Origin of the sequence: Nocardia sp. CA-120079, assembly GCF_050955745.1 — a bacterium.
Lineage (GTDB): Bacteria > Actinomycetota > Actinomycetes > Mycobacteriales > Mycobacteriaceae > Nocardia.
In genome coordinates, this window is the sequence record NZ_CP192088.1 from 7,141,400 (window position 1) to 7,164,392 (window position 22,993).

The following is a 22,993-nucleotide window of genomic DNA, read 5'->3' on the forward strand; positions in this document are numbered from 1 at the left end:
ACCGATCACCTCTGGGGCCGTCAGCAGGGCGTAGCCAAACAGCACCGCGGCGACCACGAGACCAAATGTTCTGGCGCGCATCACGAATCACCGCCTTCGCGGTGGTTCCTGCCACCACGGCGCCGACGAGCTTGAGCCGACTTCAACGCCAGCCGGGTGTAATGGGCTTTCCGCGCCTGCGCCGCTCGGAATGCCCGCTCTTCCGGGCTGAGCAGCCCATCGGGATCAACGAGGCGATCGAATTTGGTCAGCAGCGCATCGCGGGCCTTCGCCGTCCGGGCGGCTCGATCCGGTGTCTTTGCCCAGGACTCGTGCGCGGCAATCCGCGCCTGCAATGTCCTCTCGACCGGGGTGCTCATGCCGCACCGCCGGCAACAGAAGTAGGCGCATCAACCGGTTGAACGAGAGCAAGCACCGCCGCGCGACGAACGCGCCACCGACGGCCGTTGACCAGCCATCCCTGGAGGTCACCGGCCTTGATCCAGTTCTTGATGGTCTTGGCGTCGACGTCGACAAGGGACGCCGCGGTCCTGACAGTGATGAGGTCCTCGGGGACCTGGATAGAAGGGAGATTGATCGTCATCGAGAGTCCTCCTGGGAAATCCGGAAAGTTCTTCCAAGACAGGCTCTCTCGATACAAAGTCCTATTAAAGGCCAAAATATGGGCCATTGATGGGACAAATCACGGACGCTTTTGCTGCAACGGCCGCTCTAAGGCACTAGACTGTCCTCATGTCAACCGCAGGTAACGCAGCACTTCGTGCCGCCAGGCAGGCCCTCGGCATCAGGTCTCAAGCCGATCTGGCGAAGGCGCTGACCGATACGGCCCGCGAGATCGGACTGCGGGCCGAGGTCGCTCCCCGGACCGTGCGTAGATGGGAATCGGCAGAACCGCCATGGCCGCACCACGATCACGTGTCGGCGCTTGAGGCACTGTTTCGACGCCCGATCACCGAGCTTGGATTCACCCCTCCATGGGCAGATGAACGCCAAACAACCGATCGCAGTGGGCTGCCTGAGCCGCGAGTCTCAGCCAGTCAACGGTTACACAATGCGGCCTCGCATCAGCTTCCGCCTTCTGTTGCAACGGATTTCGCAACCGTGACTGTCTCGCATCGCCACATGTATTGGTCCATCCCCGCAGCGCGACTTCATCGGCTTGTTGCCGAGCACGCGCAGCTAGGAATCGACCTCCTGCCACAGGTGCCTGGCGCTGCGAAAGAAGTCCTCGCCCGCGCAGTTTCAGAATCAAACTTGCTCGCTGGCAGGTTGGAGTTCTTTGACCTTCAGCAGCCAGAGTCAGCGCACACAAGCCTCGTTCTTGCTCTCCAGGCCGCGCACGAGGCGTCCGACTCACTTCTCGGCGCGGCAGCGCTCGCACACATGGCATTCGCTCCCGCCTTCTCCGGCGAACCGGCACGCGCGGAGGAAGCGCGCGAACGACTCCGCGCTGCCCGAGCCTTCGCGCGGCGCGGCGGTGCGAACGCCGAATTCACGGCATGGCTTGACGCTGTCGAGGCCGAGGTTGAAACCCGGTTCGGAGATACGCGACGCGCGCTAACACTGATCCATCACGCCGAAGATGCATACAAGAGCTACAGCCCCGACACTGATCCGTCTCCGTCGTGGATGGACTGGTTTTCGCCGACCCGCCTGGCTGGCTTCAAGGGCAACACGCTCCTCACTGCGGGGAGAGGCCGTGAAGCGCGCGAGACGCTCACAAGCGTGATCGGCGACCTGCCTCCAGAAGAGGTCAAACAGAAACCGATCTACCTCGCCGATGCGGCAGCTGCATGTGTTCTGGAGAAGAACCCAGAGGCCGCGTGCGGTCTTCTCGAGGAAGCGCTCGACCTCCTCGCCCGGAATTGGTACGCCACCGCGCTTGATCGAATCAAAGCTGTGCGTCAGTCACTTCGTCAGTGGGACTCGTTGCCCGCAGTCCGCGCGCTGGACGAACGCCTATACGACTGGCACACGACGGTGAACTCACTGATCAGCTAGTTGTAGCGCTAGGTGTTGCGGGAGATTTGTGTCATGGCCTCCCGGCGGCGTTTGCTAGCCCGATAGGGCGATACGTCAACGAAGTCGCGCCGACTCAGTTGGGTGCCGGGCGCCTTCGTGATCGACGCAATCGCCACATCCGCAGATGCTTCCACCAAGGGGTACGGAGCCAGCGACTGAACGAATGGTTTATCTGGGCGACCTGGCGATCCGTGACATCGGATGGGTCCTCGTCAACGTTGGGGACAGCTTTGTCGACCCACAAACGAAACAAGTTCACACTCGGGACTGGAGAACGAAGTGCCCACGACGCGGCCGGAATGCTGGGCAAGTCATCGCGATCGCCCAGTCGGGCGTAGAGCAACCGGCGACCTCTGCGCCTGGTTTGCGTTCGGAAGCTCGGAATAGAGATCACGCCAACGTAGGCAATCACTAGCGGGTAGCCAGCCATGATCGGAAATCCGAGATTGATTGCGACGGTCAACGCGCCTATGCCGACGACATAGAGCACCTTGAACTGCCGATGCATCACCCTGTCTGCGGGTTCGTAATCCACAGCGTAGAACGAGGCGAGGCTGCGGGCGACGCTGTCGCGCTTCTTTCGAAGTGCTTCAGGGCAACGAGCATCTCCGAGTTTGTCGATGACATTCGACAGGTGCTCAAGTTCTTGCAGGTCGAGGTGCGCCCTTCGGCGACTACCGAACAGTCGCCCGAGGTGCAACGACTGTAGCGCGCCGATGGCAGCCGGCAGCGCCACACCAATTGTGAGCAACTGAGCCGCGGACATGCAGGCACGATAGATGCTCAACGCAAGGAGCACAGTCCGAATCTGTTGTAGGCAACAACTTTCGATGTCTGCGGTACGGCCGCTGGCGCCGCCGCGCCGAATCAGGGCTAACAGAGACTGGTTCTATCCTGCGCCGACGACTCGACACCACTCCCGCACACCCCACATCGCTACATCGAATCCTCTTCCCTAACGGATTTCGTAACGCTTTAAGCATGTCGGACCACATCGAGAAAACCGGGTCCGAGGTCGGTCAGCTCGGACCCGTCGGCCGCGGTAACAACCTCACGAGACATCACAGCTAGGTCGCCACGTTCTCAACGCCGACGATCCCCGGCAGCTCGTTGAGGTCACGGATTCTCCAGTCGGAGAGTTCCGTGACCTCTTCCTTTTCGCGATGGATCCAGCCCCACGGACCGCGCTGTAGATACGCAGTCCGCATCCCGACCCGCTTTGCTGGTGCTACGTCGTTGTCGATCCGATCCCCCACATAGACAATTTCAGCCGCAGGGCAGCCCGCCGCCTCGATTACCTTGTGGAAGAACTCAGGGTCCGGCTTCTGGATTCCCCAATCATCTGACGTGGCAATGAAATCGGTGGGCAGATCCAGCCCGCGCAGCAGACCTCCGGCGCGGACTGTCTGATTACCGACGACTCCAACCCACACGCCCATCTCGCGGAGCTTCGACAATGCAGGCCTCACGTCGGGGTACAGGTCGTCCTCTCCGAACCACTCCGGCTGGCCAGCATCAGCCCGAGCCTGCCGCTCGAGGTCGAGATCGAACCCAGGCCGAAACACCTGGAAGGTCTCGCGGTAGTCGAGGCCGGACGCAATGACGGCACCGAAAACTGCAGCGAACGTGTGCCGCGGCACCCCCAACCAGTCAGCCCAAGTTCCATATTCTCGGGTCTCGTCGACCAGCGTTTCGCCCACATCGAAGACCACAGCACGGATCACGTTCCTACCCGTTCCTTCCATCGAGTTCGAACTCCCAGGATCTCATCAATCACGACGTATGGTCCTGCCCGCCCCCGTCCTCGAGCGGCCGGGTGACCATTTACCGGAGCGATGGGCGGCCTCCATGGTCCGCGCGCCTGCGGCCAACAGTTCCGGCGCAGCCTCGGTTACGGAACGCGAGACGACGTGGTCTGGTCCATAGCGCTCGCACACTTCGGCGAGGCGGCTTGAAATATCGGTGGTATCGCCAGTCGGCGTGGTGGTCATGTCAGCCCACCAAAGGGCATCGCGAAGCGGACTGCGCTCGTCCGGCCACGGCAAGGGAACCTCGCGGTTACGCGCCTCGACTCGTGCACATGAGTGATTTGCGACGAGCGCGCACAGCCGGGGCGGCGCCCCCTGGTCCCGAAGAAACTCCGCACCATCAACAGGATGAAACCCTGTGCGCGCCAACTGCGCCGAATAGCCGACATCGTGTAGCCAAGCGGCGGCGATAAGCAGGTCGCCATCATCGACCAAGTCGGCAACAAGCTCAGCGTGACGCGCGACGCCCGCAACATGCGCGAGCCGGGTGGGGAGGTCGCTCAGCAGTTCTTGCGCGGTCCGTTCGGCCCATTCCAGAAGCTCTGCAGCCATGTCGCCACCGTAGCCGCTCCGAGGGCGACGGCCACGCGTCAAACCCAACTCGCACCCTCCGCTATACGGGAATCTCACAGCTTGTCTCCGAGCCGTGCCCGTCGGTGCGCAGACTTCGCCCGGCTGTCCGCGACGGCGGCTCCGTATCGTGCGAGCATCTGCCGCGACCGCCACCCGGCGAGCATCATCAGGTCTTGTTCCTGGCCCCCGCTGTCGAGCCATGTGTGCGCGAAGAAGTGGCGGAGCTGGTGCGGATGCAGACGCTCGATTCCAGCGGCGTCGCAACGACGTTCGAGCATCTGCCGGATTCCGGAATCCGTCATTTGGCCCTTGTATCCGAGCCACAGCGCGGGGTTGTCGTTCTTCGCACCGGAATGCTTCGCCCGGACTCGTAGGTATCTCCGGAGCGCCGTCCGGGTCTTGTCTCCGAACGGGCATGTCCGCGGCCGGTTGCCCTTGCCGATCACAAGCACGGTGTTCTCGTTGAAGTCCAGCGCGTCCACCTCGAGCGGTGCGAGTTCGCCGCACCGCATCCCGGTGTCGGCGAACAGCCTGATGATGGCGGTGTCGCGTCGGTCGGCGAAGTCGGCACCGTCGCACTCTGCGAGGAGAGCTTTCACCGCGTCCATGCTCGGGACAGGCACCTGCTGATCGGGGACCGCTGGCGGGCTCATCTTGTCGAAGGGATTCGCATCGATGATCTCTTCCGCTGCGAGGTACTTGAAGAACTGTTGCAGCGATCGGTACTGGCCGCGTGCGTACTCGGGCGACAGTGGCTCGCCGGTGCGCTGATTGGGCCGCGTGAGCAGGTCCTCGATGTAGCCGCCGATGTGGGCGCGGGTGATCTCCGGCGCAGTGGTCGGCAGCTCACGCTGCTGGAGGAAGTTGGCGAAGTACCTGATCCGCGTGAGGTAGCCGTCGATGGTCTGCTTGCTCCGGTTCTTGCGACGCAGCTCCGTCGCGAAGTCCTCCGCAAGCTCTCTGATGTCATCCAGATCCATCCCCATGTCTGGATTCTACCGGCGAAATACATTGCTGTCGGAGCGTTGTTCTGGATCAACTCGGCTGTCGATGTCAGCGTTGTCGCTGATAGAAGGGGGTTTGTGGGGCGGGCGGGGCTCGAACCCGCGACCAATGGATTATGAGTCCACGGCTCTAACCGACTGAGCTACCGCCCCGTGTGTGGTGGATATCGACAGCGTTGGGGATGGTACCGGGTGGGGTGGGGTGGGCACCACTCGGATGGGGGGCGGCGTGGTGGCGGACGGTGGGGATGCGGGGTGGATAGGGTGGGGGTGTAACCCGGGAAGTGGCTGGAGGGTGGGCTGTGGCGAGTTTGTTTGCGAATGTGCTGAAGGTGCATCAGTGGGTTTATGAGAAGAGTGGCGGGGTGGTGGGGCATCGGGTGTTGTTCGGGAATCCGACGTTGTTGTTGCGGACGGTGGGGCGCAAGACGGGGCAGGCGCGGACGTCGGCGCTGACTTATGGGCGGGATGGGGCGGATTATTTGGTGACCGCGTCGAATGGTGGGTCGCCGCGGCCACCGGGGTGGTTGGCGAATGTGAAGGCGAAGCCGGAGTGCGAGATTCAGGTCGGGCGGCGCAGGGTAGCGGTGATCGCGCGGGCGACGCTGCCCGACGATCCGAATTATGCGCGGCGCTGGGCGATTGTCGACAAGGTCAACCAGGGGCGCTACAGCGAGTACCAGAAGATGACCAAGCGGCCGATCGCGGTGGTGGTGCTGACTCCGGTCGGCTGAGTTCAGTCGGCTTCCCAAGCCTCGTAGTCGTCGTCGACATCGCCACGGTCCCAAGCGGACTCGCTCTGCGGCGGGCGGCTGGCCCACTGCACGATGAGAGCGACCAGACCGAGCACAATGAGGACGACGACAACGATAATCAGCGTTTCCACCCGGGGCACCTTAGTGCTCAAAAAAGGTACTCGCAGGTACCGAGACAAGTTGTCCCGGAAGGCCGTTCAGACCGTAAGAAGTGTGCGTCCGACGGCGATTCGCGATTCTATTGCCACATGTGCTCGATCGGCTTGTTCGAGCGGAAAGGACTGGCCGATAACGACTTCCAGGCGTCCGGCCGCCGCCTCGGCGAGCGAACGTCCGGTCAAGGCGAGCCAATCGATATCGTCGTTTCCGGTCAGATCGAACAGCCCGAGCACGTCGATTCCACGCGCCGCCACGGCTTCTCGATCGAAGTCGGCGAATTGTCCTGCGGCAGCGCCATATCCGATGAAGCGCCCGCCGTCGGCCGCGGCTTCGATCGCGCCCGCACCCAATTCGCCTCCCGCACCGTCCAATACAACGTTCGCACCGGCTCCACCGGTGGCCGCGCGGGCCTGCGCAGGCCAGTCGGACTCGGAGTAGTCGACGACCGCATTCGCGCCGAGTCGTGCCGCGAGCTCCAGTTTGGCGCTACCACGCGCCGCGGCAACGACATTTGCTCCGGCCGCGCGGGCGAGCTGGATCAGCAGGGTGCCCAATCCCCCACCTGCCGCGGTGATGAGCACCCACTCACCGGGTTGGATCGCAGCTCGGTCGAAGATGGCGAGCGCGGTCTTTCCGTCATGGGCGAGCGCCACCGCCGCCGACAGGCTGAGTTCCTCGGGCACGGCGACCAGGGTTTCCGCCTTGGCAAGTGCCCGCTCGGCATAGCCACCTACCGGCTGACCGCCTCCGATGCCGCTCGCGGCGGTATCGGTGACGACGCGCTTGCCGACCCAGCTCGGGTCGACCTCCGGACCGACCGAGGTAACCACCCCGGCGACCGCGCCACCCGGCACATACGGCGGTTCGAGCTGGAAGAACTCGGTGCCCCAACCACTTCGGAGCTGAACATCGAGGAACATGACATCGGCGGCCGCTACATCGACGACCACCTGTCCCGGTCCGGCAATCGGCTCCGGCACCTCACGCACCGAAAGAACCTCGGGCCCACCGAATTCCGCAGCGTGTACAGCGCGCATGACAACCTCCATCAATTCCTGACTCGATCCGACATGGACCAGCCTGGAACCTCGAGCAGAGTTGAGGTCAAGTCGAGCGCACCAAATTACGCTGAGCGCGGAATTGCGGCCGACCGGGAATCGAACTCACTCACGGCGCCAACACGTCCGCAGACCAGCCGACGGCGGCGCCAGGCCAGGGCCTCGCCTATTACGGCACTCCCCTACCGCCGCCGTCGCGCAAATGACCGATAGCCACTCGCATCTCCGACCGACCGCAGCGCGCGGTCAGGAACCTCCCCCGCCGCAGCTACTGCCACCACCACCGCAGCCGCCGCTACTGCTGCCCCCGCCACAGCTACCCCCACTCCCCGAGTCATTGCCGCCCGCATCACCGGCATCCCAGGACGAAGAACTGGGCCCCCCGATCCACCCGATCCCGCGCCGCGGCGTCCGACTCGGCAAGTTGGTCACCAGCAGCACGAACCCGGCGAGCCCGCCCATGATGAGGAGCGTAATCAGGAAGACCAGCAGCAGAGCCAGCATTCAGGACCCGCCACCGCCGCAGCTGCTCCCGCCGCCACCACAACTGCTCCCGCCACCGCCGCAGCTACTACTCCCGCCACCGCAGCTGCTACCCCCACCACAGCTGCTGCCGCTGCCACCATCGTGACCATGACCGTGCCCGTGCCCGTGATCATGACCGTGGCCGTGCCCATAACCTCCACCACTGCCCGGATCGAAACCCATCCCCGAATCGAACCCGGCGGCCCCGTAAGCCCACGGCGAGTCGTCGGAGCCCCCATACCCCCGCTGCCCGTGCTGGACTGACCTGTTGGTCGCCCGCGTGATCAGAAATACGACCAGTGCCGTGATGCCACCACCGACCAAGAGGATGATCAGCAGCAGTACAACGAAGAAAACCGCCATTCCGAAATGGTATAGGCCCACTCCCCCACACTGAACCCACGAAAAGCAACGGCTCGCCGGACTATCATCCATTCGCCGTAGAGTGAATCGTGGCCTTCTTACGGAACCGTACCCAGCGCCGAATCGACCTGAGCGATGTCGGCCGGGTGGTGGCCGCACTCGAATTTCCCGACGCGGTTTACAAAACCAGCCCGTGGCAGCCGCGGGAACTGGTGGAAACCGGGCTGCGCCAGTGGCTGCGCTGCTGTGGTGCGGCCATGCGCGACGGTCAGGTCATCGGTATGCCGTCCCATGCGGTCGACGAGGCCTGGCACGGTTTCATTTTGTGCACTGAGATGTATGCCGCATTCTGCACCGCGGCATACGGCCGTTTCCTCCACCACTTCCCGGAAGGCGTTGCGACGAAGGGTATTTCGCACGGGTCCATGGGCGAGCAACTCGGCCGCACGGTCGTCGCGTGGTCGATGGTCGCAAAGCCGGGCGAGACGTGCGTGCTCTGGGATCTCGACAGCAAGGTGGGCGTCGAGCACCCGTGGGGTATCGGTGCCGAGCGAGTTGCGGCCATCGAGGCCGAACTCGCAGGCACACCTCAGACGCTCAGGTGAGTTTCACCCGTGCGGCGAAGAACCGCACCACCGCCGGGGCGAACTTGTTGAACTGGTACTGCAGCCGCGCCTCCGGGGTGACCGGCACGATGCTGCGATCCCGTTCGACCGCCCGCACGATCTGTGCCGCCACTTTCTCCGGACCGTAGCGCCGTGCCTGGTACAGCTTGTCGTACCGCTCCTGCTTGCGCTGCTCTTCCTCCGCACTGACACCCGAAAATCTGGTGGTGGCAACGATATTGGTGTGCACGATGCCAGGGCAGATGGTGTGCACGGAGATGCCGCGCCCGGCCAGTTCCGCGCGCAGGCAGTCGGAGAACATGAATACCGCCGACTTACTGGTGGAGTATGCGCTGAACCCTTGCTGCGGACTGTAGGCCGCCATGCTGGACAGGTTCACGATGTGTCCGCCGAGTCCGCGCTCGGCCATCGCCGAACCGAAAGCGCGGCAGCCGTTGACCACCCCGCCGAGATTGATCCGCATGACCCGATCGAACTCCGCCGATGGCGTATCGAAGAACCCACCGGCCTGCCCGATTCCGGCATTGTTGATCAGAATGTCGGGCACGCCGTGCGCGGCGAGCACCCCGACCGCGTGCAGGTGCACCGCCTCCTCATCGGAGACGTCGAGCTGGTAGGCATGCGCCACACCGCCTTCGGCGGCAATCAGCTCTCGCGTCTCCTTTGCCGCATCCAGATTGATGTCCGACAGCACGACTTCCGCACCCAGGCGCGCGAATGCCAGGCCGGTCTCGCGACCGATACCGCTGCCGCCGCCGGTGATCACCACGAGCTGATCCTCGAATGGCCTTCGACTGCGCCCGATTTCGGCGCGACGAAGGCTACGCGGCGCCACACCACTATTGACCGCGTCGATGAGCTCGGTGGTCGCGGTGGCGAGCAATTCGGGATGGGAGAACGGCATCCAATGTCCGGCGGGCACATCACGGCGCCACAGCCGCGAAACCCATTTGTGCCCGTCGTCATAGCCCGCCGGCCGCACCGCGACATCGCGACCGGCGACGATCAGCTGCACCGGCACCTCGGTGCGGCGCTCTCGCGGCGCGAGCATTCGCGGCAGGATATTGGCACGGTAGATGAGCAGACCTGCTACGGCGTCACGACGGAACGTCGGGCCGAGCACGATATTCGACGGCGCGGTGTCGTTCATGATCGAAACGATGCGCTGCCAGCGCTTTTCGTGCGCTAGGACCCGGAACACCTGATTGAGACCGGGTGTCATGGAGAAGATCGTGTATCCGGACGACAGCGCTTGGGTGAGTGGCTGCCACAGATTGCGTGGCGTCGGCCGGGACAGCCTGGCGCGCACCCACTTCGCGAGGTGGTCCAGGTTCGGCCCGGAGACCGAGGTGAACGAGGCGACCCGGGCCGCGGCCCGCGGTTCGCACACCGCCTCCCACACCTGTACCGAACCCCAGTCGTGCGCGAGGACGTGCACCGGCCGATCCAGGCTGACCGCATCGGCGACGGCGAAGAAATCACCGGCCAGCGCATCCAGGCGGAAGTCTCGGGCGCGCCGGGTGCGGGTGGACTCCCCGTGGCCGCGGGTGTCGTAGGTGACGACGTGGAAGCGGTCGGTCAGCAGTGGCACCACCGCATGCCAGAGATGGTGGGTGTCCGGCCAACCATGCACCAGCACAATGGTTTCCGCACTCGGATCGCCGTATTCGAAGACGGCGATATCGAATGCGCCGCTGCGCACGGTCCGCCGCGTCGCGGCCGAGTCCAGGTCGGTCGTCGTCATTGACGTATCTCCTCGAGGTTCCTACTCACAGGTCCAAAACCAATCGCCCACCCCGCGAACGCGAGACGCAGACGAGCATCTCCCCCGCCTCGTGATCGGCGGCGGTGAGCACGCTCTCGCGATGCTCCGGTTCACCGGAGAGCACCCGCACCTTGCAGGTTCGGCAGAAGCCCTGGCGACACGAATACGGCCGATCCGGGCGGCTCCGCAGAATCGTCGCCAGCGCCGACTCGTCCGCAGGCACCTCGACAACTTCACCGGTGGAGGCGAATTCGATCTCGAATGCGATACCGTCGACGATCGGCGGCGGCGAGAATCGCTCGGAATGCAATTCGACGCCGGGTATTTCGCGCACCGTGTCCGCGACGGCGGTCGTCATCGGAACCGGGCCGCAGCAGTACACCGCGGTATCGGAGGTGACCCCAGCGAGTAGCGTTGCGGCGTCGGGCAATCCGTGTTCGTCATCGGTGCGCACAGTGACCCGATGCCCGAATCCGGCGATCTCGTCGAGAAACGGAATCGTGTCGCGATTGCGCCCGGTGTACACCATCGACCAGTCGATCCCGAGCTGCATCGCCAGCCGCGCCATTGGCAGAATCGGGGTGATCCCGATCCCGCCCGCGATGAAATGCAAACGAGCGGCGGGTGATCCGTGACCGGGGACCGCGAACGGGAAGGCATTGCGCGGACCACGCACGACAACCCGCGATCCGACCGGCAGTTCGTCGTGCACCTCCACCGAACCGCCGCCGCCATCGGGAATGCGGCGCACCGCAATCCGATATGCCCGGGTATCGGCCGGATCACCGCACAGCGAGTACTGCCGCAACCGACCCGAAGGCAACTCCAGATCGAGGTGCGCGCCCGGTCGCCACGGCGGAAGTTCGTGCGCGTCCGGCGATTCCAGCCGCAGGCTCACCACATCCTGGTCGTGCGCCTCGATGCGTCGACCGGTCACCACCAGCGACAGCCGGTGATCATCGGCGCGCGGTGACAGATCTCGGCGGTTGATGATCGTGGTCCACCGCAGCCGCGCCGAGGCGACCGCGTCGAGCACCCGCACCGCCCGATCCTGGTCGCGCTTTCCGAACAGATCGGCCGGCCGCTGCTCCGGCGTCGGTCGCCAGTTCAAGACGCAACCGCCTGGGCCGCAGGCGATTTGGCCAGATATGCCACCGCCTGCGCGGTCGAACCGACGGATTCCGGGTTGTAGCCGGGCTTGAATGTCGTCAGAGCACTCCACAGCAGCGAGGGCACACCGGGCAGCGCGCCGCGCCACATCGAACCGAAGACGCGCGTGATCAGGCGCGGATAACCGAGGTCCGGCAGCGCTGAATCCTGGTGCACCATGAACTTGGTGCCGCGAACCACCAGCGTGATGAAGATCGGGAAGACGATCATCATGATCGCCGCCCGCCGCACGTAGCCTGCGCCGAAGTAGACGGCCACATCGTGGGCGACGTGCCGGTGTTCGACCTCCTCGGCTCCGTGCCAGCGGAACAGGTCGGCCACTCGCGGGTCGGCGCCGAACTTCTCCAGATCGGCATTGAGCACCCAATCGCCGAGGTAGGCGAAGAAATGCTCCAGGCAGGCGATGAATGCCAGGCGTTCCACCATGACCTGCCGCTGGGCGATACCATCGACGTTCTTGGGCCCGAGCGACTTGCGGAACAGGTATTCCGCCTGCCGCACATACGGTTCCGGATCGATGCCGTTCGCGGCGAGCACCTCGTGCAGCACCTTGTCATGGGTCTCCGCGTGCATGGATTCCTGGCCGATGAAGCCGAGCATGGCCTCGCGCAGTTTCTCGTCTTTGACGTAGGGCAGCGCTTCGGAGTACGCGGCGCAGAACATCCGCTCACCCTCGGGCAGCAACAGGTTCAAGGCATTGATCAGATGCGAGGCGATGGGTTCCGCGGGCATCCAGTGCAATGGGGTATCCGCCCAGTCGAACCGCACATTGCGCGCGTTGAGGGCGACCGCACCGGGATCGATGTCTTGCCGCATCCTACGAAGTAGCTTCATCGATACTCCTCGATCTCACCCGCCGCGCCACAGCTCGAAAAGAGCCACGACCCGCGACGTTGCGTACCTTCCTTCATGGCCGTAGCAATGATCATACACATATATGAAACCCTCGGTAACATACATGTGTGGCCAGCGGGTATGGCGCCGAAAAGCCCGCTTGACGACAGAAAGCTGCACTGTGACCGAGATCCCCGCGATCCGGCAGTAAACTAGAACACGTTCTAGTAGTCTTTGGCTATGGAGCGACTCACCGGATTGGATGCCAGCTTCCTGTACCTCGAGACCGGGACCCAGCACCTGCACGTCTGTGCACTGCTGATCCTGGATCCCGCCGCAGGGGGCGCGCACTACACCTTCGAAAAATTCAAAGCAGAACTGGGCCGCAGGCTGCCACTGATCCCGCAGATGCGGCGGCGTATCCACGAGGTGCCGTTCAATCTCGATCATCCGGTCTGGGTGGAAGACCCGGATTTCGACCTGGACCACCACATCCGACGCATCGAAACGCCGCGCCCATTGGAACGCAGGGAAGTCACCGACCTGGTCGGTGAGATCGCCAGCGTGCCGATGGATCGCAGCCGCCCGCTGTGGGAGATGACCGTGGTGGAGCACCTGACGGACGGCAAACTGGCGGTGATCTGCAAATACCACCACGCTGCCGTGGACGGCATTACCGGCGCCGACATGATGATGCATCTGTGCGATCTGGAGCCAGGTCTCAGCGAGCCCGAACCGGCCGAGGAGTGGCATGCCGAGCCGCAGCCCAGTGACTTGAAGCTGGCAGCCGAGGCGGTGCTGAACCTGCCCAACAAGCTCGGTCTGGTCAGCATGGTGCCGAAAACCCTTGGCATGGTTGCCGGTTTCGCGCAGCGACGCCGAAACAGCCAGGCGGGCATGGCCTTACCGTTGACCGCACCACGTACCCCGTTCAACGGGGCGATCAGCCCGGATCGCGTGGTGGCCTGCGCCGAGGCCGAACTCGCCGCGATCAAGGAAATCAAGACCGCCTTCGATGTGAAGATCAACGATGTCGTCCTGACCATCGTGGCGGGTGTGCTGCGCACCTATCTGGAGAAGCACGACGAGCTGCCCGATAAATCGCTGATCGCCTCGGTGCCGGTGTCGGTGCACGACGCTTCCCGGCACACCGCGGGCATCAACAAGGTCTCCTCGCTGTTCACCCAGCTCGGCACCGATATCGCCGATCCGGTGGAGCGACTGCGGCAGGTGGCCGAGGCCAACCGCGACGCCAAACAGGAACACGAGTTCGTCGGCGCGGATTTCCTGATGGACTGGTCGAAGTACGCTCCGCCGAACACCTTTCAGTTGGCCGCGCGCGTCTACTCGTCGCTGAAGCTGGCCGAGCTGCATCCGGTGGTGCACAACCTGGTGGTGTCGAATGTGCCGGGCCCGCCGATGCCGTTGTATTTCCTCGGCCTTCAGGTCGAGGGGATGTATCCGTTCGGGCCGGTTTTCCACGGCGCGGGACTGACCGTGACCGTGCTGTCCAATAACGGTGATCTGGACTTCGGATTCATCGCCTGCCGAGAACTGGTGCCCGACCTGCAGGCGATCGCCGATGCGGTCCCCGGCGTCGTCGATGAATTGCTCACCGCGGCACGCGATCTGGGCTGATGCCCACCGCTGCCCTGTTCGCCATCGCCGCCGGACAGGGCCGCATTCGAAGTCTATTTCCGCCTTGCGGCAACGGCGGCGCAAGCCTCCAGCAGTACCGGCACGAAGCGGTCGGCCTCGAGCACGCAGGATGCGTGACCGGCCTTGACCAGATGAATGCTCGCACCGGGAATCATGGTCGCCATCTCCAATTGCCGATAGACCGGAATCGCACGGTCCCGTGTCGTGATCACGACGGCGGTCGGCATCTTCAGTTCGGAAAGCCAAGCGGTCGCATCGAATCGGCCGACCTCGGCGATGACCTGCGCCATTGCCCAGCCACTGCTGCTGCGAAATTCGGTGAGCGCCCAGCGATTCAGCTTTCCCGGGGCCCAGGTGTGCTCCGGCAATTCGGGTAACCGGCCCACGTACTCCGCGGCACGGCGGTACGAATAGGGACCGATGGCTCCGGCCAATGCGCCGAAGGTCAGATGAAATGCGCGCTCGCGCCACTTCTCCTGGAACCGATACGGCGTCGCGCACAGCACCAGACCACTCACCCGATCCGAATGCCGGTGCGCGGCAAGCAATGCCACGACACCGCCGAGGGAGTATCCGGCCAGGATCGCTTGCTCGATACTGAGCGCGTCCGCCACCGCGATTACGTCGTCGGCACAGTCCTGTACCGAGAACCGCTGCGAGCGGATACCGCGGCCGTGCCAGCGCTGATCGAAGACGATGACCCGGTATCGCTCGGCGAGTGCGTCGAGCGCCGGAAACCAGGTCAGGTAGCCCGTGCAGGCAGTGGCGTGCAGCAGGATCAGGGTCGGTGCGCCTTCGGGGCCCGGAATATCGACGACGTAGGTGCGCCCGCGCCCCGGCAGCTCGACGAGCCGTCCGCCGGGCACCTGCGCGATATCGGGTACCCCCGAACGCCGGGAGAACCGCCGCATGGCCACCACCGCGGGATTCGGATTCGTCATCGTCGGCCTCCTCGCGCGGCATTATTAGAACGCGTTCTACATCGATGATGCCACAGGACTCGGTTCAGGCGAGGGCGCGGACGATGTATTCGGCGATGCAGGCGGGCTTATCGCCGCCTTCGCGTTCGATGGTCGCCTGGATGACGATCTGCAGGCCGCCGGCAACCTCGTCGACGCTGACGATCCGGGCGCGGCCGCGAATGCGGGAACCGGCGGGCACGGGCGAGGGGAAGCGGACCTTGTTCAGGCCGTAGTTGAGGCGCGCCGAGGCGTCCTTGATGGCGATCAGGTCGGCCATCAGCGGCGGGAGCAGGGAGAGAGTGAGGTAGCCGTGTGCGATGGTGGTGCCGTACGGGCCGGTGGCGGCACGCTCGGTATCGATGTGGATCCACTGACGGTCCTCGGTCGCCTCGGCGAAGGCGTCGATGCGGTCCTGGGGGACCTCGATCCAGCGACTCACGCCGAGATCGGCACCCGCTGCAGGTGCGCAGTGATTCCATGCTGAAGACGGTCGGTTCACTCATAGATCGCACAGTAGCGCCGAGTCCCACTGGTCGATACCGATGCGAGATTCGACCGGCAATTATCTGTAACGTGTTTCCACAAGGCGACGGGATCGAGAGGAGGCCGCGATGGGGCGGTTGACCGGCAAGGTGGCACTGATCAGCGGCGGGGCGCGGGGCATGGGCGCCGCGCACGCGCGGGCACTGGTGGCCGAGGACGCGCGGGTGGTGCTCGGCGACATCCTCGACGAGGAGGGCGCGGCCCTGGCCAAGGAAATCGGCGACAATGCCGCCTACGTCCACCTCGACGTGCGCGAAAAGCAGCAGTGGCAGGATGCGGTCGCCGAGGCCGTGCAGCGCTTCGGCGCGCTGAATGTCCTGGTGAACAATGCCGGGATCGTCAATGGCAACCTGCTCGTCGACTTCGAATTGTCCGAGTGGCAGAAGATCATCGATATCAATCTGACCGGCACCTTCCTCGGCATGCAGGCCGCCACACCGGCGATGATCGAGGCGGGCGGCGGTTCGGTCGTCAATATTTCCTCGGTCGAGGGTATGCGCGGCAGCCCCGGCCTGCACGGGTACACCGCCACAAAATTCGCGGTGCGCGGACTCACCAAATCGACCGCACTCGAGTTGGCGCAGTACGGAATTCGGGTGAATTCGATCCATCCAGGGCTGATCCGCACCCCCATGACCGACGGTATTCCAGAGGATTTCCTGCAGATCCCGCTGGGGCGCGCCGCTGATCCGTCCGAGGTGTCGGCCCTGGTGACCTATCTGGCCAGCGATGAGTCGTCCTATTCGACGGGGGCGGAATTCGTCATCGATGGCGGTCTGACCGTGGGAGTGCCACACAAGACGTTCTCCTGATCGCTATCGCCAGTGCCGCGTCCAGATAGCTAGTCGCCGAGCGTAGTGATATGGCGGTCGAATGTGGCTCGGCTGACCACCATTTGACTACGCTCGGCGGAACTCCGCGTTCGACCAGTGCCTGCTGACCTCGCTTGGATAGCCTCCGGCCCCGGCTCCTTCGGATCGACAAATCAGGCAGCGTGAATGCACTGGCCTTTCTTGGCATTTCGGCACCGCTACGACGTCAACCACGCGTCGATCCGATCGAGGCTGCCGCTGTAAATGCGTTCGCCGTTCTCGATGGCCAATAGTTGCCATCCGTACGGCGGCCGCTCGTCACGGACCAGTCGATATCCGGCACGGGCGGCCCGCGCCTCGAGGAAACGCACTCGCGTTGCAATCGAATCCGGATGCGGTGTGTTCACCACGGCCTCCCCCACAGTCGATGGCGGCGTGCCGAGTCGGGATGGATGCGTCCGGCCGCCACCAGCGCGTCGAACGCGGCGTGCTTGCGGGCGCAGTCGTGGTCGCGGTGCAGTTGCATGGCGAGATGGGCGTCGGCCAGGGTGAACGGGTGCTCGGGCGGGCCGCACGTCCATACCTTCGGCCATTCGATAGGAAGTAGGCGGCAGCGACCTGCGGCAGGCCGGTGGCGTCGCGGCCGATCGACCGGCCACACACACGCCACCCCGACCATCGCGAACGCGCCGCACCCGATGACCGCGAGCACGCTATGCACCACCTGCCATGCGCCCACGCTTGTTCACCGCCCGCGATCCTCGCACGGATGGGTCGGCGGTAGCGCTAGTTGCGTGAGCCCGTCGAGCACCTGCTGGAACGTCTGGAGTCCGGGCGTACCGATTGGCAGACTGCGCTCGATGGTCTCGGCCGGGAAAACGATGCCGCGCCGGTGGGCGCGCTCACGCGGGCTCAACGCCTGCGGCGCGATCCGGCCGTGCCGCACAAGTGTGTAGTAGGCCGCCCACTTCCACGCGCACCGTTCGATCCGGCACGCGCGGTGTTGCCGCATCTGCTGGTGCGCCAATTCCACCTCGGCGCGGCCGCAGATGGTGGGCGGGGTGAGGATCGTGTCGTCCATCAGGCTGCTCTCCGTTCGACGGCGGGCCTGGAGCGCTTCCAGATACCTTGCGGGCAAACGGTTTCCAGATCGAAACCGTTGTCGCAGACCGATGCGGGCCGACAGCCGACGTGCTCGAGGTCGAAGACAACGATCACCTCGATTTCGAGACCGGCCGCCATCGCGAGTACATATCCGATCGGATCGTCGATGTCGCCCGGTGGCCGAACGGTGTAAATGTATTGGTAGCCAAGCATGTTCGCGTGCCGCTGCACGTCGGAGGCGTGGCGTGGCGCATCCGGACCGGACACGTCATCGCGGACGAACCCGATGGCTTTCGGCTTGGCACTGGTGGTTTGCGTATGTGTCATGGCTTCCCCGGAACCTGGTCGGTGTGCTGGATGTCGGCGTCCGGCGACAACGATCGCGGTATCCGCTCGCGGGAACTTCGAGCCGCGAGGCGAACAGCTGAAGTTGTTGTGGTTGGGGCAGATTGGCGCCGTTCTCGGTGCTCCAACCTGCGGTGTCATCCGAACGTCGGGGGCAAGCACACCACGAACTTCGAGCGAAACGCGCGGATCTGGGAGTCCCGAATCCAATTGACCCGAATCACCAGAAAAGGGTCCACCGCCCACGTACAGTCTGTCCCGCGTTCAGGTTTCGTTTCGTTCCGCTCTTGCAGAGGATGCAGACAATATGACCAGCGACGATGAACCATCGACCCTGCCCCGGCGACAATTGGGGCGCTTCCTGCGCGAGGCCCGTGAAGGCACCGGGCTATCGATCGAGCGCGCCGCCCACCTGGTGGAACTGAGCAAGAGTGGCCTCCATCGCATCGAGACCGGTGGTGTAAAGAAGTCCCGCATCCGCGACATTCAAGCGCTGTGCGAGCTCTACGAAGTCAAGTCGGCCGACATCGACCGCGCGGTCGAACTCGCCAAGCAAGCGCGAGTCACCTCGTGGTACACCGCATTCGGCGGGCTTTACAGCGATGCGACGTTCAACATGTACGTCGAACTGGCGGCGGCTGCACGCCAACTGATCGCGTACCACGAGATCGTTCACGGGCTATTACAGACCGCCGACTACGCGCGGGCACTGATCAGCGCGTTCTATCGTGACAGCGACCCAGAAGACATCGAACGCCGCGTCGAGTTGCGCCTGAAGCGGCAAACGATCGTCACCCGCAAAGCAGATCCAGTGAAACTCGAACTGCTACTTCATGAATCGGCGCTCCACCGCGTTGTCGGCGGGCCGAAGGTAATGGCTGCGCAGCTGAATCATCTGGCCGAGATCAGCAAGCTGCCGAGCGTCTCGCTCCGCATACATCCGTTCGCAAGTGGATGCGCTTCGGGTCTGTTGCACGGCCCGTTCGAGATCCTCGACTTCGGCACCGACGCCAAAGGCCGCCAAGTAGAACCCCCGCTGGTCTATCTCGAAGGGGCCGGGAAGCCGGACTTGTACCTGGAACATGCCGATGACGTGCGCCGCTACCATGACATTGCTTCGGCCGTACGGAGTACAGCACTGGATGAGACGCAAACGCGAGAACTGCTCAGGCGGGCAGCAAGGAGTTATAGAGCGTGAATACTGACCTATCCGGCGTGAACTGGTTCAAGAGCAGCCACAGCAGCGGCCAGACTTCATGTGTCGAGGTGGCATGGCTCGACGGCGGCAGCGTCGGCGTTCGTGACTCGAAGAACCCAACCGGCCCGGCGCTGACCTTCGCGCCCGGCGAATGGGATGCTTTCACCGCTGGCGTCGCCAACGGAGAGTTCGACCGCCCGGCCTGAGCCCGGTGAACCGAATACCATGCGGATGAAGACGAGATCGCAAGACCTGCTACGGCGGGCAGCGAGGAGTTACAACGGGTGAATACTGACCTATCCGGGTGAATTGGTTCAAGAGCAGCCACAGCAGCGGCCAGACTTCCTGCGTCGAGGTAGGTTGGCTCGACGGCGGCAGCGTCGGCGTTCAGTGGGGTTCCCCCAAGGCCGGGTAGTTAGTGTTTTCGCTTGTCATGCAAGGGTTTCGGGTGACCAGGCGGTGGTGCTGTAGAGGCCTGGGCCGAGTTTGTGGATGAGGCCGTCCTCGGCCCACCGGGTCAACTGTCTGTACATGGTGTTGAGGGTGATGTCGCCGAAGTGGGCGGCGATGTCACGGGCTCGCCACAAGCGGGTGGGGTCGGTGTCGAGCAGGGTCAGGATCCGGTGGCGTCGGCGCTGGTCGGGAGTGGTGCGGCTGTCGTGGCGGGAAGTGGTTGGGAGCGGGAGTTGTTCGGTGTCGGGCACTACGATGGCGAGGTCGAGATTGGTGACGGTGCGGCTGGTGTCGGGGCGTCCGTCGTCGAGGCGCTCGTTGTAGCGCGACATCGGTGATTTGACCTTGCGGGTGCTGACCCGTTGCCGGCGTGGTGGTAGCAGGTGCCCCAAGATCCGGACGCCGATCCGCCCTAGAAGGCCGCTTCCGGTCCCGGTGGGGACGACCCCGTCCGCGGTGAGGACCTGGTTACGGGCGGTGTGGAAAGCGATGGTGAAGCTGCAGCGGTCCGGGTCGGTACCTGGACGGGATTCGGCGGCGTCGACCATCACGATGCGCAGCGCTTGGTACAGGCCCAGCAGGGCCCACATTTCCTGTTCGACGCCGACGGGGTCGCCCGAGCGTAGAACTCGTCCGGCCATGATCGTGTGGCGCAGCGCGTAGTAGGCGGATTCATGTTCCCACCGCTGGTGGTAGAGGGCCACTAGCGTCGCTGCCGGGTAGCGGCGGGCGTCGGTCAGGGTCGTGACGAGGCGGTAGCTGGCGGTGAACACGGTGCCGTCGATGCAGGTCACGGTGATCTGGGCGTCTATGATCCGCACCGGGATCCCTGCGATGACCGCCAGATATGAGCCATCGCCCAGGCGGGTCAGGACCGGGATGCGCCGGTTGCTGCGCGACCGACCCAATACTTGGGCACCGGTCGCGCAGACTTTGACGAGGAAGTCGTTGCTGTCGAAGCCCCTGTCCCACAACACCAGCATGTCCGGGCGCAGTAGATGCAGCAGCTTGCAGGCGTAGCCGGTCTCGCCCAGCTCGGTGGGTCCGAACACTGCCCCGATCACCGCGCGGGTTCCGGTCTCCACCAGCGTCATCAATTCCAGCATCGGGTAGGCGTAATGGGCGGTGGCACGCAGCCAGGCCCGGTTCCGGGCGGTGGCGGGCACTTTCTGGGAGGTGCAGCCATCGAAGGACACCATCCGATACGGCCCGAACCGAACCCCCGGAGTCGACGGCTGCGCCAACGGCCCGGCCAGCACATCGAACAACATCCGCATCGGCGCGACCCCCACCCGACGGCGCAAGTCCCGCAACGCTTTCGCGGTCGGGGCGGGCAAGGGTATCCCGGTCAGCGAGGCTGTGAGTTTGTCCCAGACCGCCCGATAACCCACCTCGGGGAACAAGCACATCGCCAGGAGGAAATAGACCCCGACCCGAGACGGGAGATCACGCAACCGGCGCTGCACCGACCGGGTTTCCTCGAGGACCGCGTCGACAAGCTCGAAGGGCACCACCACGGTCAACTCGCCCAGATGACCGGCAGCGAATCGGCCCGCGGCCACGGTCACCGACCGGGTGATCGCCGCCAACGCGGGAGGCAGGGGAGAATGAAACGGCAACGGAGCTCCTCGGCAACAGGCTGTCTTGGTCGACTTCCTGAACCAACGAGCTCCGTTGCCCTATGCCCGAAATCCTCAAACCGCTTGCGCCACCAGCGAAAACACTAACTACCCGGCCTTGGGGGTTCCCCCGAAAAAGTGGACAGCGTTAGCTTGCTTCGGGGGCGGCTTTGAGGGACTGCTCGTAGTCGATCGGTGAGCGCATCCCGATCGCCGAGTGTCGCCGCCGATGATTGTAGAAGTGCATCCAATTGTCAACTGCGGCAACCAATTCCGCCTTGGTGGCGTAGGTGTGCCGGTAGTAGCACTCGTGCTTGAAACTCGACCACAGCGATTCCGCGCCGGCGTTGTCCCAGCAGATCCCGGTGGCTCCTGCCGACCGGAGCAAGCCGTGGCAGGCGCAGGCTTGGGCGGTCACGGCAGCGGTGTATTGGCTGCCCCTGTCCGAGTGCAGAATCGTGCCCCGGCAGCGGCCACCACGGACGAACACGGCGCGGTCCACGGCGTGCACGACCAACTCGGCGCGCATATGGTCAGCGACTGCCCAACCCAGTACGCGCCGGGAATGTTCGTCGCGGATCGCGCATAGGAACATCTCGCCCTCACCACAGCTCAGGTAGGTGATATCCGAGGACCAGACCAGGTCGGGCCGGCCACGGTCGAAGCGACGTCCGACCAGATCCGGCGGGAACGATGCTGCTGGATCGGCGATGGTGGTGGTCTTGAACGAGCGTGGGCTGATGCCCTCGATCCCGAGATCGGCCATGATCGCGGCCACGGTGTTCTTCGATACCCGTTCGCCTTCGGCGAGCAGGTCGGTGGTGATCCGGGGCGATCCGTAGGTGCCGTCGGATGCACGGTGGTGGGCAAGGATTTTCACCTCCAGATCCCGGCGCCGCTGCAACCGCGCCGACGGCTCCACGCTGGCACGGACCTGCAGGAACCGGTAGTAGCCGGAGGTCGAGACGCCGAGCAGTTCGGCCATCCGGGTCACGTCGAGACCGGCGCACTCTGCCGCCATGAGCTCGAACCTGCTCACTTTGGATGCCGTGCCGCAAAGTACGCCGAGGCTTTTTCCAGGAACACGATGTCCTTGGCCTGCTCGGCGACCTTCGCCCGTAACCGCACCAATTCCGCGCGCTCATCGGCTGAAAGTGGCTGGCCACCACCGTCATCGCGAGCCCGGCCACCGCTCTGGCCTGCCGCGGCCATACGGCGGCGTTCTTCTCGCACCCACTTGTGCAGCAGGTTCTCGTGCACGTCCAGCTCACGGGCGATCTCCCGCACCGGCCGGCCGGAATCGATCACTCGATGCGCCGCTTCCACCCGATACTCAGGCGAATACGATCGACGCGGACGAGGCATGGCGAACATCCTTCCAGGGACCATCGGTCCCGCTATCTCAGATGTCCACTACTTCAGGGGAACCCCACAGGACTCCAAGAACCCGACCGGCCCCGCGCTGACCTTCGCGCCCGGCGAATGGGATGCCTTCACAGCCGGTGTCACCGATGGAGAGTTCAACCGCCCCGCCTGAACTATCGCCTCATTCCTGTACGGTCTCGGAAGTCGTGGCCGGATCTCAGAATGTGTGGCCACAGCTCGGCTTAGTCGGCCACAATTTGAGATTCTGTTT

Annotated in this window: 30 protein-coding genes and 1 tRNA gene; 10 read left to right on the top strand and 21 right to left on the bottom strand. The window is 64.3% G+C overall.

Annotated features, from left to right (window positions below):
* Positions 1-80: 80 nt before the first annotated feature.
* Entirely contained in the window at positions 81-359 is a 279-nt protein-coding gene (locus tag ACQPYR_RS33055; protein WP_433622767.1) for a hypothetical protein, read from the bottom strand.
* Positions 356-583: a helix-turn-helix domain-containing protein gene (locus ACQPYR_RS33060; RefSeq protein ID WP_433193827.1), complete on the bottom strand. Its 228-nt coding sequence runs from the start codon at positions 581-583 to the stop codon at positions 356-358. The genes ACQPYR_RS33055 and ACQPYR_RS33060 overlap by 4 nt, the downstream gene beginning before the upstream one ends.
* Positions 584-732: 149 nt before the next feature.
* Between ACQPYR_RS33060 and ACQPYR_RS33065 the strand changes: the two genes are divergently transcribed.
* Positions 733-2,001 (top strand): helix-turn-helix transcriptional regulator, encoded by a 1,269-nt coding sequence (locus tag ACQPYR_RS33065; protein WP_433622768.1) that lies wholly within the window; start codon positions 733-735, stop codon positions 1,999-2,001.
* 94 nt (positions 2,002-2,095) lie between these two features.
* Here the strand turns inward: ACQPYR_RS33065 and ACQPYR_RS33070 are convergent, their stop codons facing one another.
* From ACQPYR_RS33070 to ACQPYR_RS33090, 5 genes are all read right to left on the bottom strand, one after another.
* The gene (locus ACQPYR_RS33070; RefSeq protein ID WP_433622769.1) at positions 2,096-2,788 is read right to left on the bottom strand and encodes a hypothetical protein; all 693 of its coding nucleotides are present in this window, start codon (positions 2,786-2,788) and stop codon (positions 2,096-2,098) included.
* A 301-nt stretch (positions 2,789-3,089) separates the two neighbouring features.
* Positions 3,090-3,746 (bottom strand): HAD family hydrolase, encoded by a 657-nt coding sequence (locus tag ACQPYR_RS33075; protein WP_433622770.1) that lies wholly within the window; start codon positions 3,744-3,746, stop codon positions 3,090-3,092.
* Positions 3,747-3,791: 45 nt separating this feature from the next.
* Positions 3,792-4,382 (bottom strand): HD domain-containing protein, encoded by a 591-nt coding sequence (locus ACQPYR_RS33080; protein ID WP_433622771.1) that lies wholly within the window; start codon positions 4,380-4,382, stop codon positions 3,792-3,794.
* Positions 4,383-4,456: 74 nt separating this feature from the next.
* Positions 4,457-5,389: a tyrosine-type recombinase/integrase gene (locus tag ACQPYR_RS33085; RefSeq protein ID WP_433622772.1), complete on the bottom strand. Its 933-nt coding sequence runs from the start codon at positions 5,387-5,389 to the stop codon at positions 4,457-4,459.
* A gap of 97 nt (positions 5,390-5,486) precedes the next feature.
* Positions 5,487-5,560, bottom strand: a tRNA-Ile gene (locus ACQPYR_RS33090).
* Between the two features lie 149 nt (positions 5,561-5,709).
* Here ACQPYR_RS33090 and ACQPYR_RS33095 point away from each other — a divergent pair.
* The gene (locus ACQPYR_RS33095) at positions 5,710-6,141 is read left to right on the top strand and encodes a nitroreductase family deazaflavin-dependent oxidoreductase (protein WP_433622773.1); all 432 of its coding nucleotides are present in this window, start codon (positions 5,710-5,712) and stop codon (positions 6,139-6,141) included.
* Between the two features lie 2 nt (positions 6,142-6,143).
* Here ACQPYR_RS33095 and ACQPYR_RS33100 read toward each other — a convergent pair whose 3' ends face one another.
* Together ACQPYR_RS33100 and ACQPYR_RS33105 are read right to left on the bottom strand one after the other, a co-directional pair.
* Positions 6,144-6,293 carry a hypothetical protein gene (locus ACQPYR_RS33100; protein WP_433622774.1) on the bottom strand — a complete coding sequence of 50 codons (150 nt, stop codon included), beginning with the start codon at positions 6,291-6,293 and terminating at the stop codon, positions 6,144-6,146.
* Between the two features lie 66 nt (positions 6,294-6,359).
* The gene (locus ACQPYR_RS33105) at positions 6,360-7,358 is read right to left on the bottom strand and encodes a zinc-binding dehydrogenase (protein WP_433622775.1); all 999 of its coding nucleotides are present in this window, start codon (positions 7,356-7,358) and stop codon (positions 6,360-6,362) included.
* Positions 7,359-8,012: 654 nt separating this feature from the next.
* Between ACQPYR_RS33105 and ACQPYR_RS33110 the strand changes: the two genes are divergently transcribed.
* Positions 8,013-8,168, top strand: coding sequence for a hypothetical protein (locus ACQPYR_RS33110; protein WP_433622776.1), 156 nt, complete (start codon positions 8,013-8,015; stop codon positions 8,166-8,168).
* A gap of 188 nt (positions 8,169-8,356) precedes the next feature.
* Positions 8,357-8,872 (top strand): hypothetical protein, encoded by a 516-nt coding sequence (locus ACQPYR_RS33115; protein ID WP_433622777.1) that lies wholly within the window; start codon positions 8,357-8,359, stop codon positions 8,870-8,872.
* On the opposite strand, the gene ACQPYR_RS33120 is transcribed toward ACQPYR_RS33115, so the two are convergent.
* Genes ACQPYR_RS33120 through ACQPYR_RS33130 form a run of 3 tightly spaced genes read right to left on the bottom strand, consistent with a single transcriptional unit; the run spans position 8,865 to position 12,662 of the window.
* Entirely contained in the window at positions 8,865-10,637 is a 1,773-nt protein-coding gene (locus ACQPYR_RS33120; protein ID WP_433622778.1) for an SDR family oxidoreductase, read from the bottom strand. The two genes, ACQPYR_RS33115 and ACQPYR_RS33120, sit on opposite strands and share 8 nt — an antisense overlap.
* Before the next feature lie 25 nt (positions 10,638-10,662).
* Complete coding sequence (locus ACQPYR_RS33125; protein ID WP_433622779.1) at positions 10,663-11,769, bottom strand: PDR/VanB family oxidoreductase; 1,107 nt, start codon at positions 11,767-11,769, stop codon at positions 10,663-10,665.
* Positions 11,766-12,662 (bottom strand): metal-dependent hydrolase, encoded by an 897-nt coding sequence (locus ACQPYR_RS33130; protein ID WP_433622780.1) that lies wholly within the window; start codon positions 12,660-12,662, stop codon positions 11,766-11,768. The genes ACQPYR_RS33125 and ACQPYR_RS33130 overlap by 4 nt, the downstream gene beginning before the upstream one ends.
* 240 nt (positions 12,663-12,902) lie before the next feature.
* Between ACQPYR_RS33130 and ACQPYR_RS33135 the strand changes: the two genes are divergently transcribed.
* Positions 12,903-14,300, top strand: coding sequence for a WS/DGAT/MGAT family O-acyltransferase (locus ACQPYR_RS33135; RefSeq protein ID WP_433622781.1), 1,398 nt, complete (start codon positions 12,903-12,905; stop codon positions 14,298-14,300).
* 53 nt (positions 14,301-14,353) lie between these two features.
* On the opposite strand, the gene ACQPYR_RS33140 is transcribed toward ACQPYR_RS33135, so the two are convergent.
* Together ACQPYR_RS33140 and ACQPYR_RS33145 are read right to left on the bottom strand one after the other, a co-directional pair.
* Positions 14,354-15,262 carry an alpha/beta fold hydrolase gene (locus ACQPYR_RS33140; protein WP_433622782.1) on the bottom strand — a complete coding sequence of 303 codons (909 nt, stop codon included), beginning with the start codon at positions 15,260-15,262 and terminating at the stop codon, positions 14,354-14,356.
* 64 nt (positions 15,263-15,326) lie between these two features.
* Positions 15,327-15,722, bottom strand: a complete 396-nt coding sequence (locus tag ACQPYR_RS33145; RefSeq protein WP_433622783.1) for a MaoC family dehydratase — start codon at positions 15,720-15,722, stop codon at positions 15,327-15,329.
* Between the two features lie 172 nt (positions 15,723-15,894).
* Here ACQPYR_RS33145 and ACQPYR_RS33150 point away from each other — a divergent pair, with 172 nt between their 5' ends.
* Positions 15,895-16,638 carry a glucose 1-dehydrogenase gene (locus ACQPYR_RS33150; protein WP_433622784.1) on the top strand — a complete coding sequence of 248 codons (744 nt, stop codon included), beginning with the start codon at positions 15,895-15,897 and terminating at the stop codon, positions 16,636-16,638.
* 218 nt (positions 16,639-16,856) lie between these two features.
* Here ACQPYR_RS33150 and ACQPYR_RS33155 read toward each other — a convergent pair whose 3' ends face one another.
* Genes ACQPYR_RS33155 through ACQPYR_RS33170 form a run of 4 tightly spaced genes read right to left on the bottom strand, consistent with a single transcriptional unit; the run spans position 16,857 to position 18,069 of the window.
* Positions 16,857-17,045, bottom strand: coding sequence for a hypothetical protein (locus ACQPYR_RS33155; RefSeq protein WP_327096556.1), 189 nt, complete (start codon positions 17,043-17,045; stop codon positions 16,857-16,859).
* Positions 17,042-17,377 (bottom strand): hypothetical protein, encoded by a 336-nt coding sequence (locus ACQPYR_RS33160; protein ID WP_433622785.1) that lies wholly within the window; start codon positions 17,375-17,377, stop codon positions 17,042-17,044. Before ACQPYR_RS33160 ends, ACQPYR_RS33155 begins: the two co-directional genes overlap by 4 nt.
* A gap of 6 nt (positions 17,378-17,383) precedes the next feature.
* Positions 17,384-17,719, bottom strand: coding sequence for a hypothetical protein (locus tag ACQPYR_RS33165; protein WP_433622786.1), 336 nt, complete (start codon positions 17,717-17,719; stop codon positions 17,384-17,386).
* Positions 17,719-18,069 carry a hypothetical protein gene (locus ACQPYR_RS33170; RefSeq protein ID WP_433622787.1) on the bottom strand — a complete coding sequence of 117 codons (351 nt, stop codon included), beginning with the start codon at positions 18,067-18,069 and terminating at the stop codon, positions 17,719-17,721. The genes ACQPYR_RS33165 and ACQPYR_RS33170 overlap by 1 nt, the downstream gene beginning before the upstream one ends.
* A gap of 325 nt (positions 18,070-18,394) precedes the next feature.
* Between ACQPYR_RS33170 and ACQPYR_RS33175 the strand changes: the two genes are divergently transcribed.
* The 3 genes from ACQPYR_RS33175 (at position 18,395) to ACQPYR_RS33185 (ending at position 19,700) form a co-directional block, all read left to right on the top strand.
* A complete protein-coding gene (locus ACQPYR_RS33175; RefSeq protein WP_433622788.1) occupies positions 18,395-19,285 on the top strand; it encodes a helix-turn-helix domain-containing protein in 891 nt (296 codons plus the stop codon).
* Positions 19,282-19,491: a DUF397 domain-containing protein gene (locus ACQPYR_RS33180; RefSeq protein ID WP_433622789.1), complete on the top strand. Its 210-nt coding sequence runs from the start codon at positions 19,282-19,284 to the stop codon at positions 19,489-19,491. Before ACQPYR_RS33175 ends, ACQPYR_RS33180 begins: the two co-directional genes overlap by 4 nt.
* A 98-nt stretch (positions 19,492-19,589) precedes the next feature.
* Positions 19,590-19,700, top strand: a complete 111-nt coding sequence (locus tag ACQPYR_RS33185; RefSeq protein WP_433622790.1) for a DUF397 domain-containing protein — start codon at positions 19,590-19,592, stop codon at positions 19,698-19,700.
* 16 nt (positions 19,701-19,716) lie between these two features.
* Here ACQPYR_RS33185 and ACQPYR_RS33190 read toward each other — a convergent pair whose 3' ends face one another.
* The 3 genes from ACQPYR_RS33190 to ACQPYR_RS33200 all read right to left on the bottom strand — a co-directional run bounded on the left by ACQPYR_RS33190 (position 19,717) and on the right by ACQPYR_RS33200 (position 22,746).
* Complete coding sequence (locus ACQPYR_RS33190; RefSeq protein WP_433622791.1) at positions 19,717-21,357, bottom strand: IS4 family transposase; 1,641 nt, start codon at positions 21,355-21,357, stop codon at positions 19,717-19,719.
* Between the two features lie 148 nt (positions 21,358-21,505).
* Positions 21,506-22,396: an IS3 family transposase gene (locus tag ACQPYR_RS33195; RefSeq protein WP_433622792.1), complete on the bottom strand. Its 891-nt coding sequence runs from the start codon at positions 22,394-22,396 to the stop codon at positions 21,506-21,508.
* Entirely contained in the window at positions 22,393-22,746 is a 354-nt protein-coding gene (locus ACQPYR_RS33200) for a transposase (RefSeq protein WP_433622793.1), read from the bottom strand. Before ACQPYR_RS33200 ends, ACQPYR_RS33195 begins: the two co-directional genes overlap by 4 nt.
* Here ACQPYR_RS33200 and ACQPYR_RS33205 point away from each other — a divergent pair.
* Complete coding sequence (locus tag ACQPYR_RS33205) at positions 22,721-22,894, top strand: DUF397 domain-containing protein (protein ID WP_433622794.1); 174 nt, start codon at positions 22,721-22,723, stop codon at positions 22,892-22,894. The genes ACQPYR_RS33200 and ACQPYR_RS33205 overlap by 26 nt on opposite strands.
* Positions 22,895-22,993: the final 99 nt, after the last annotated feature.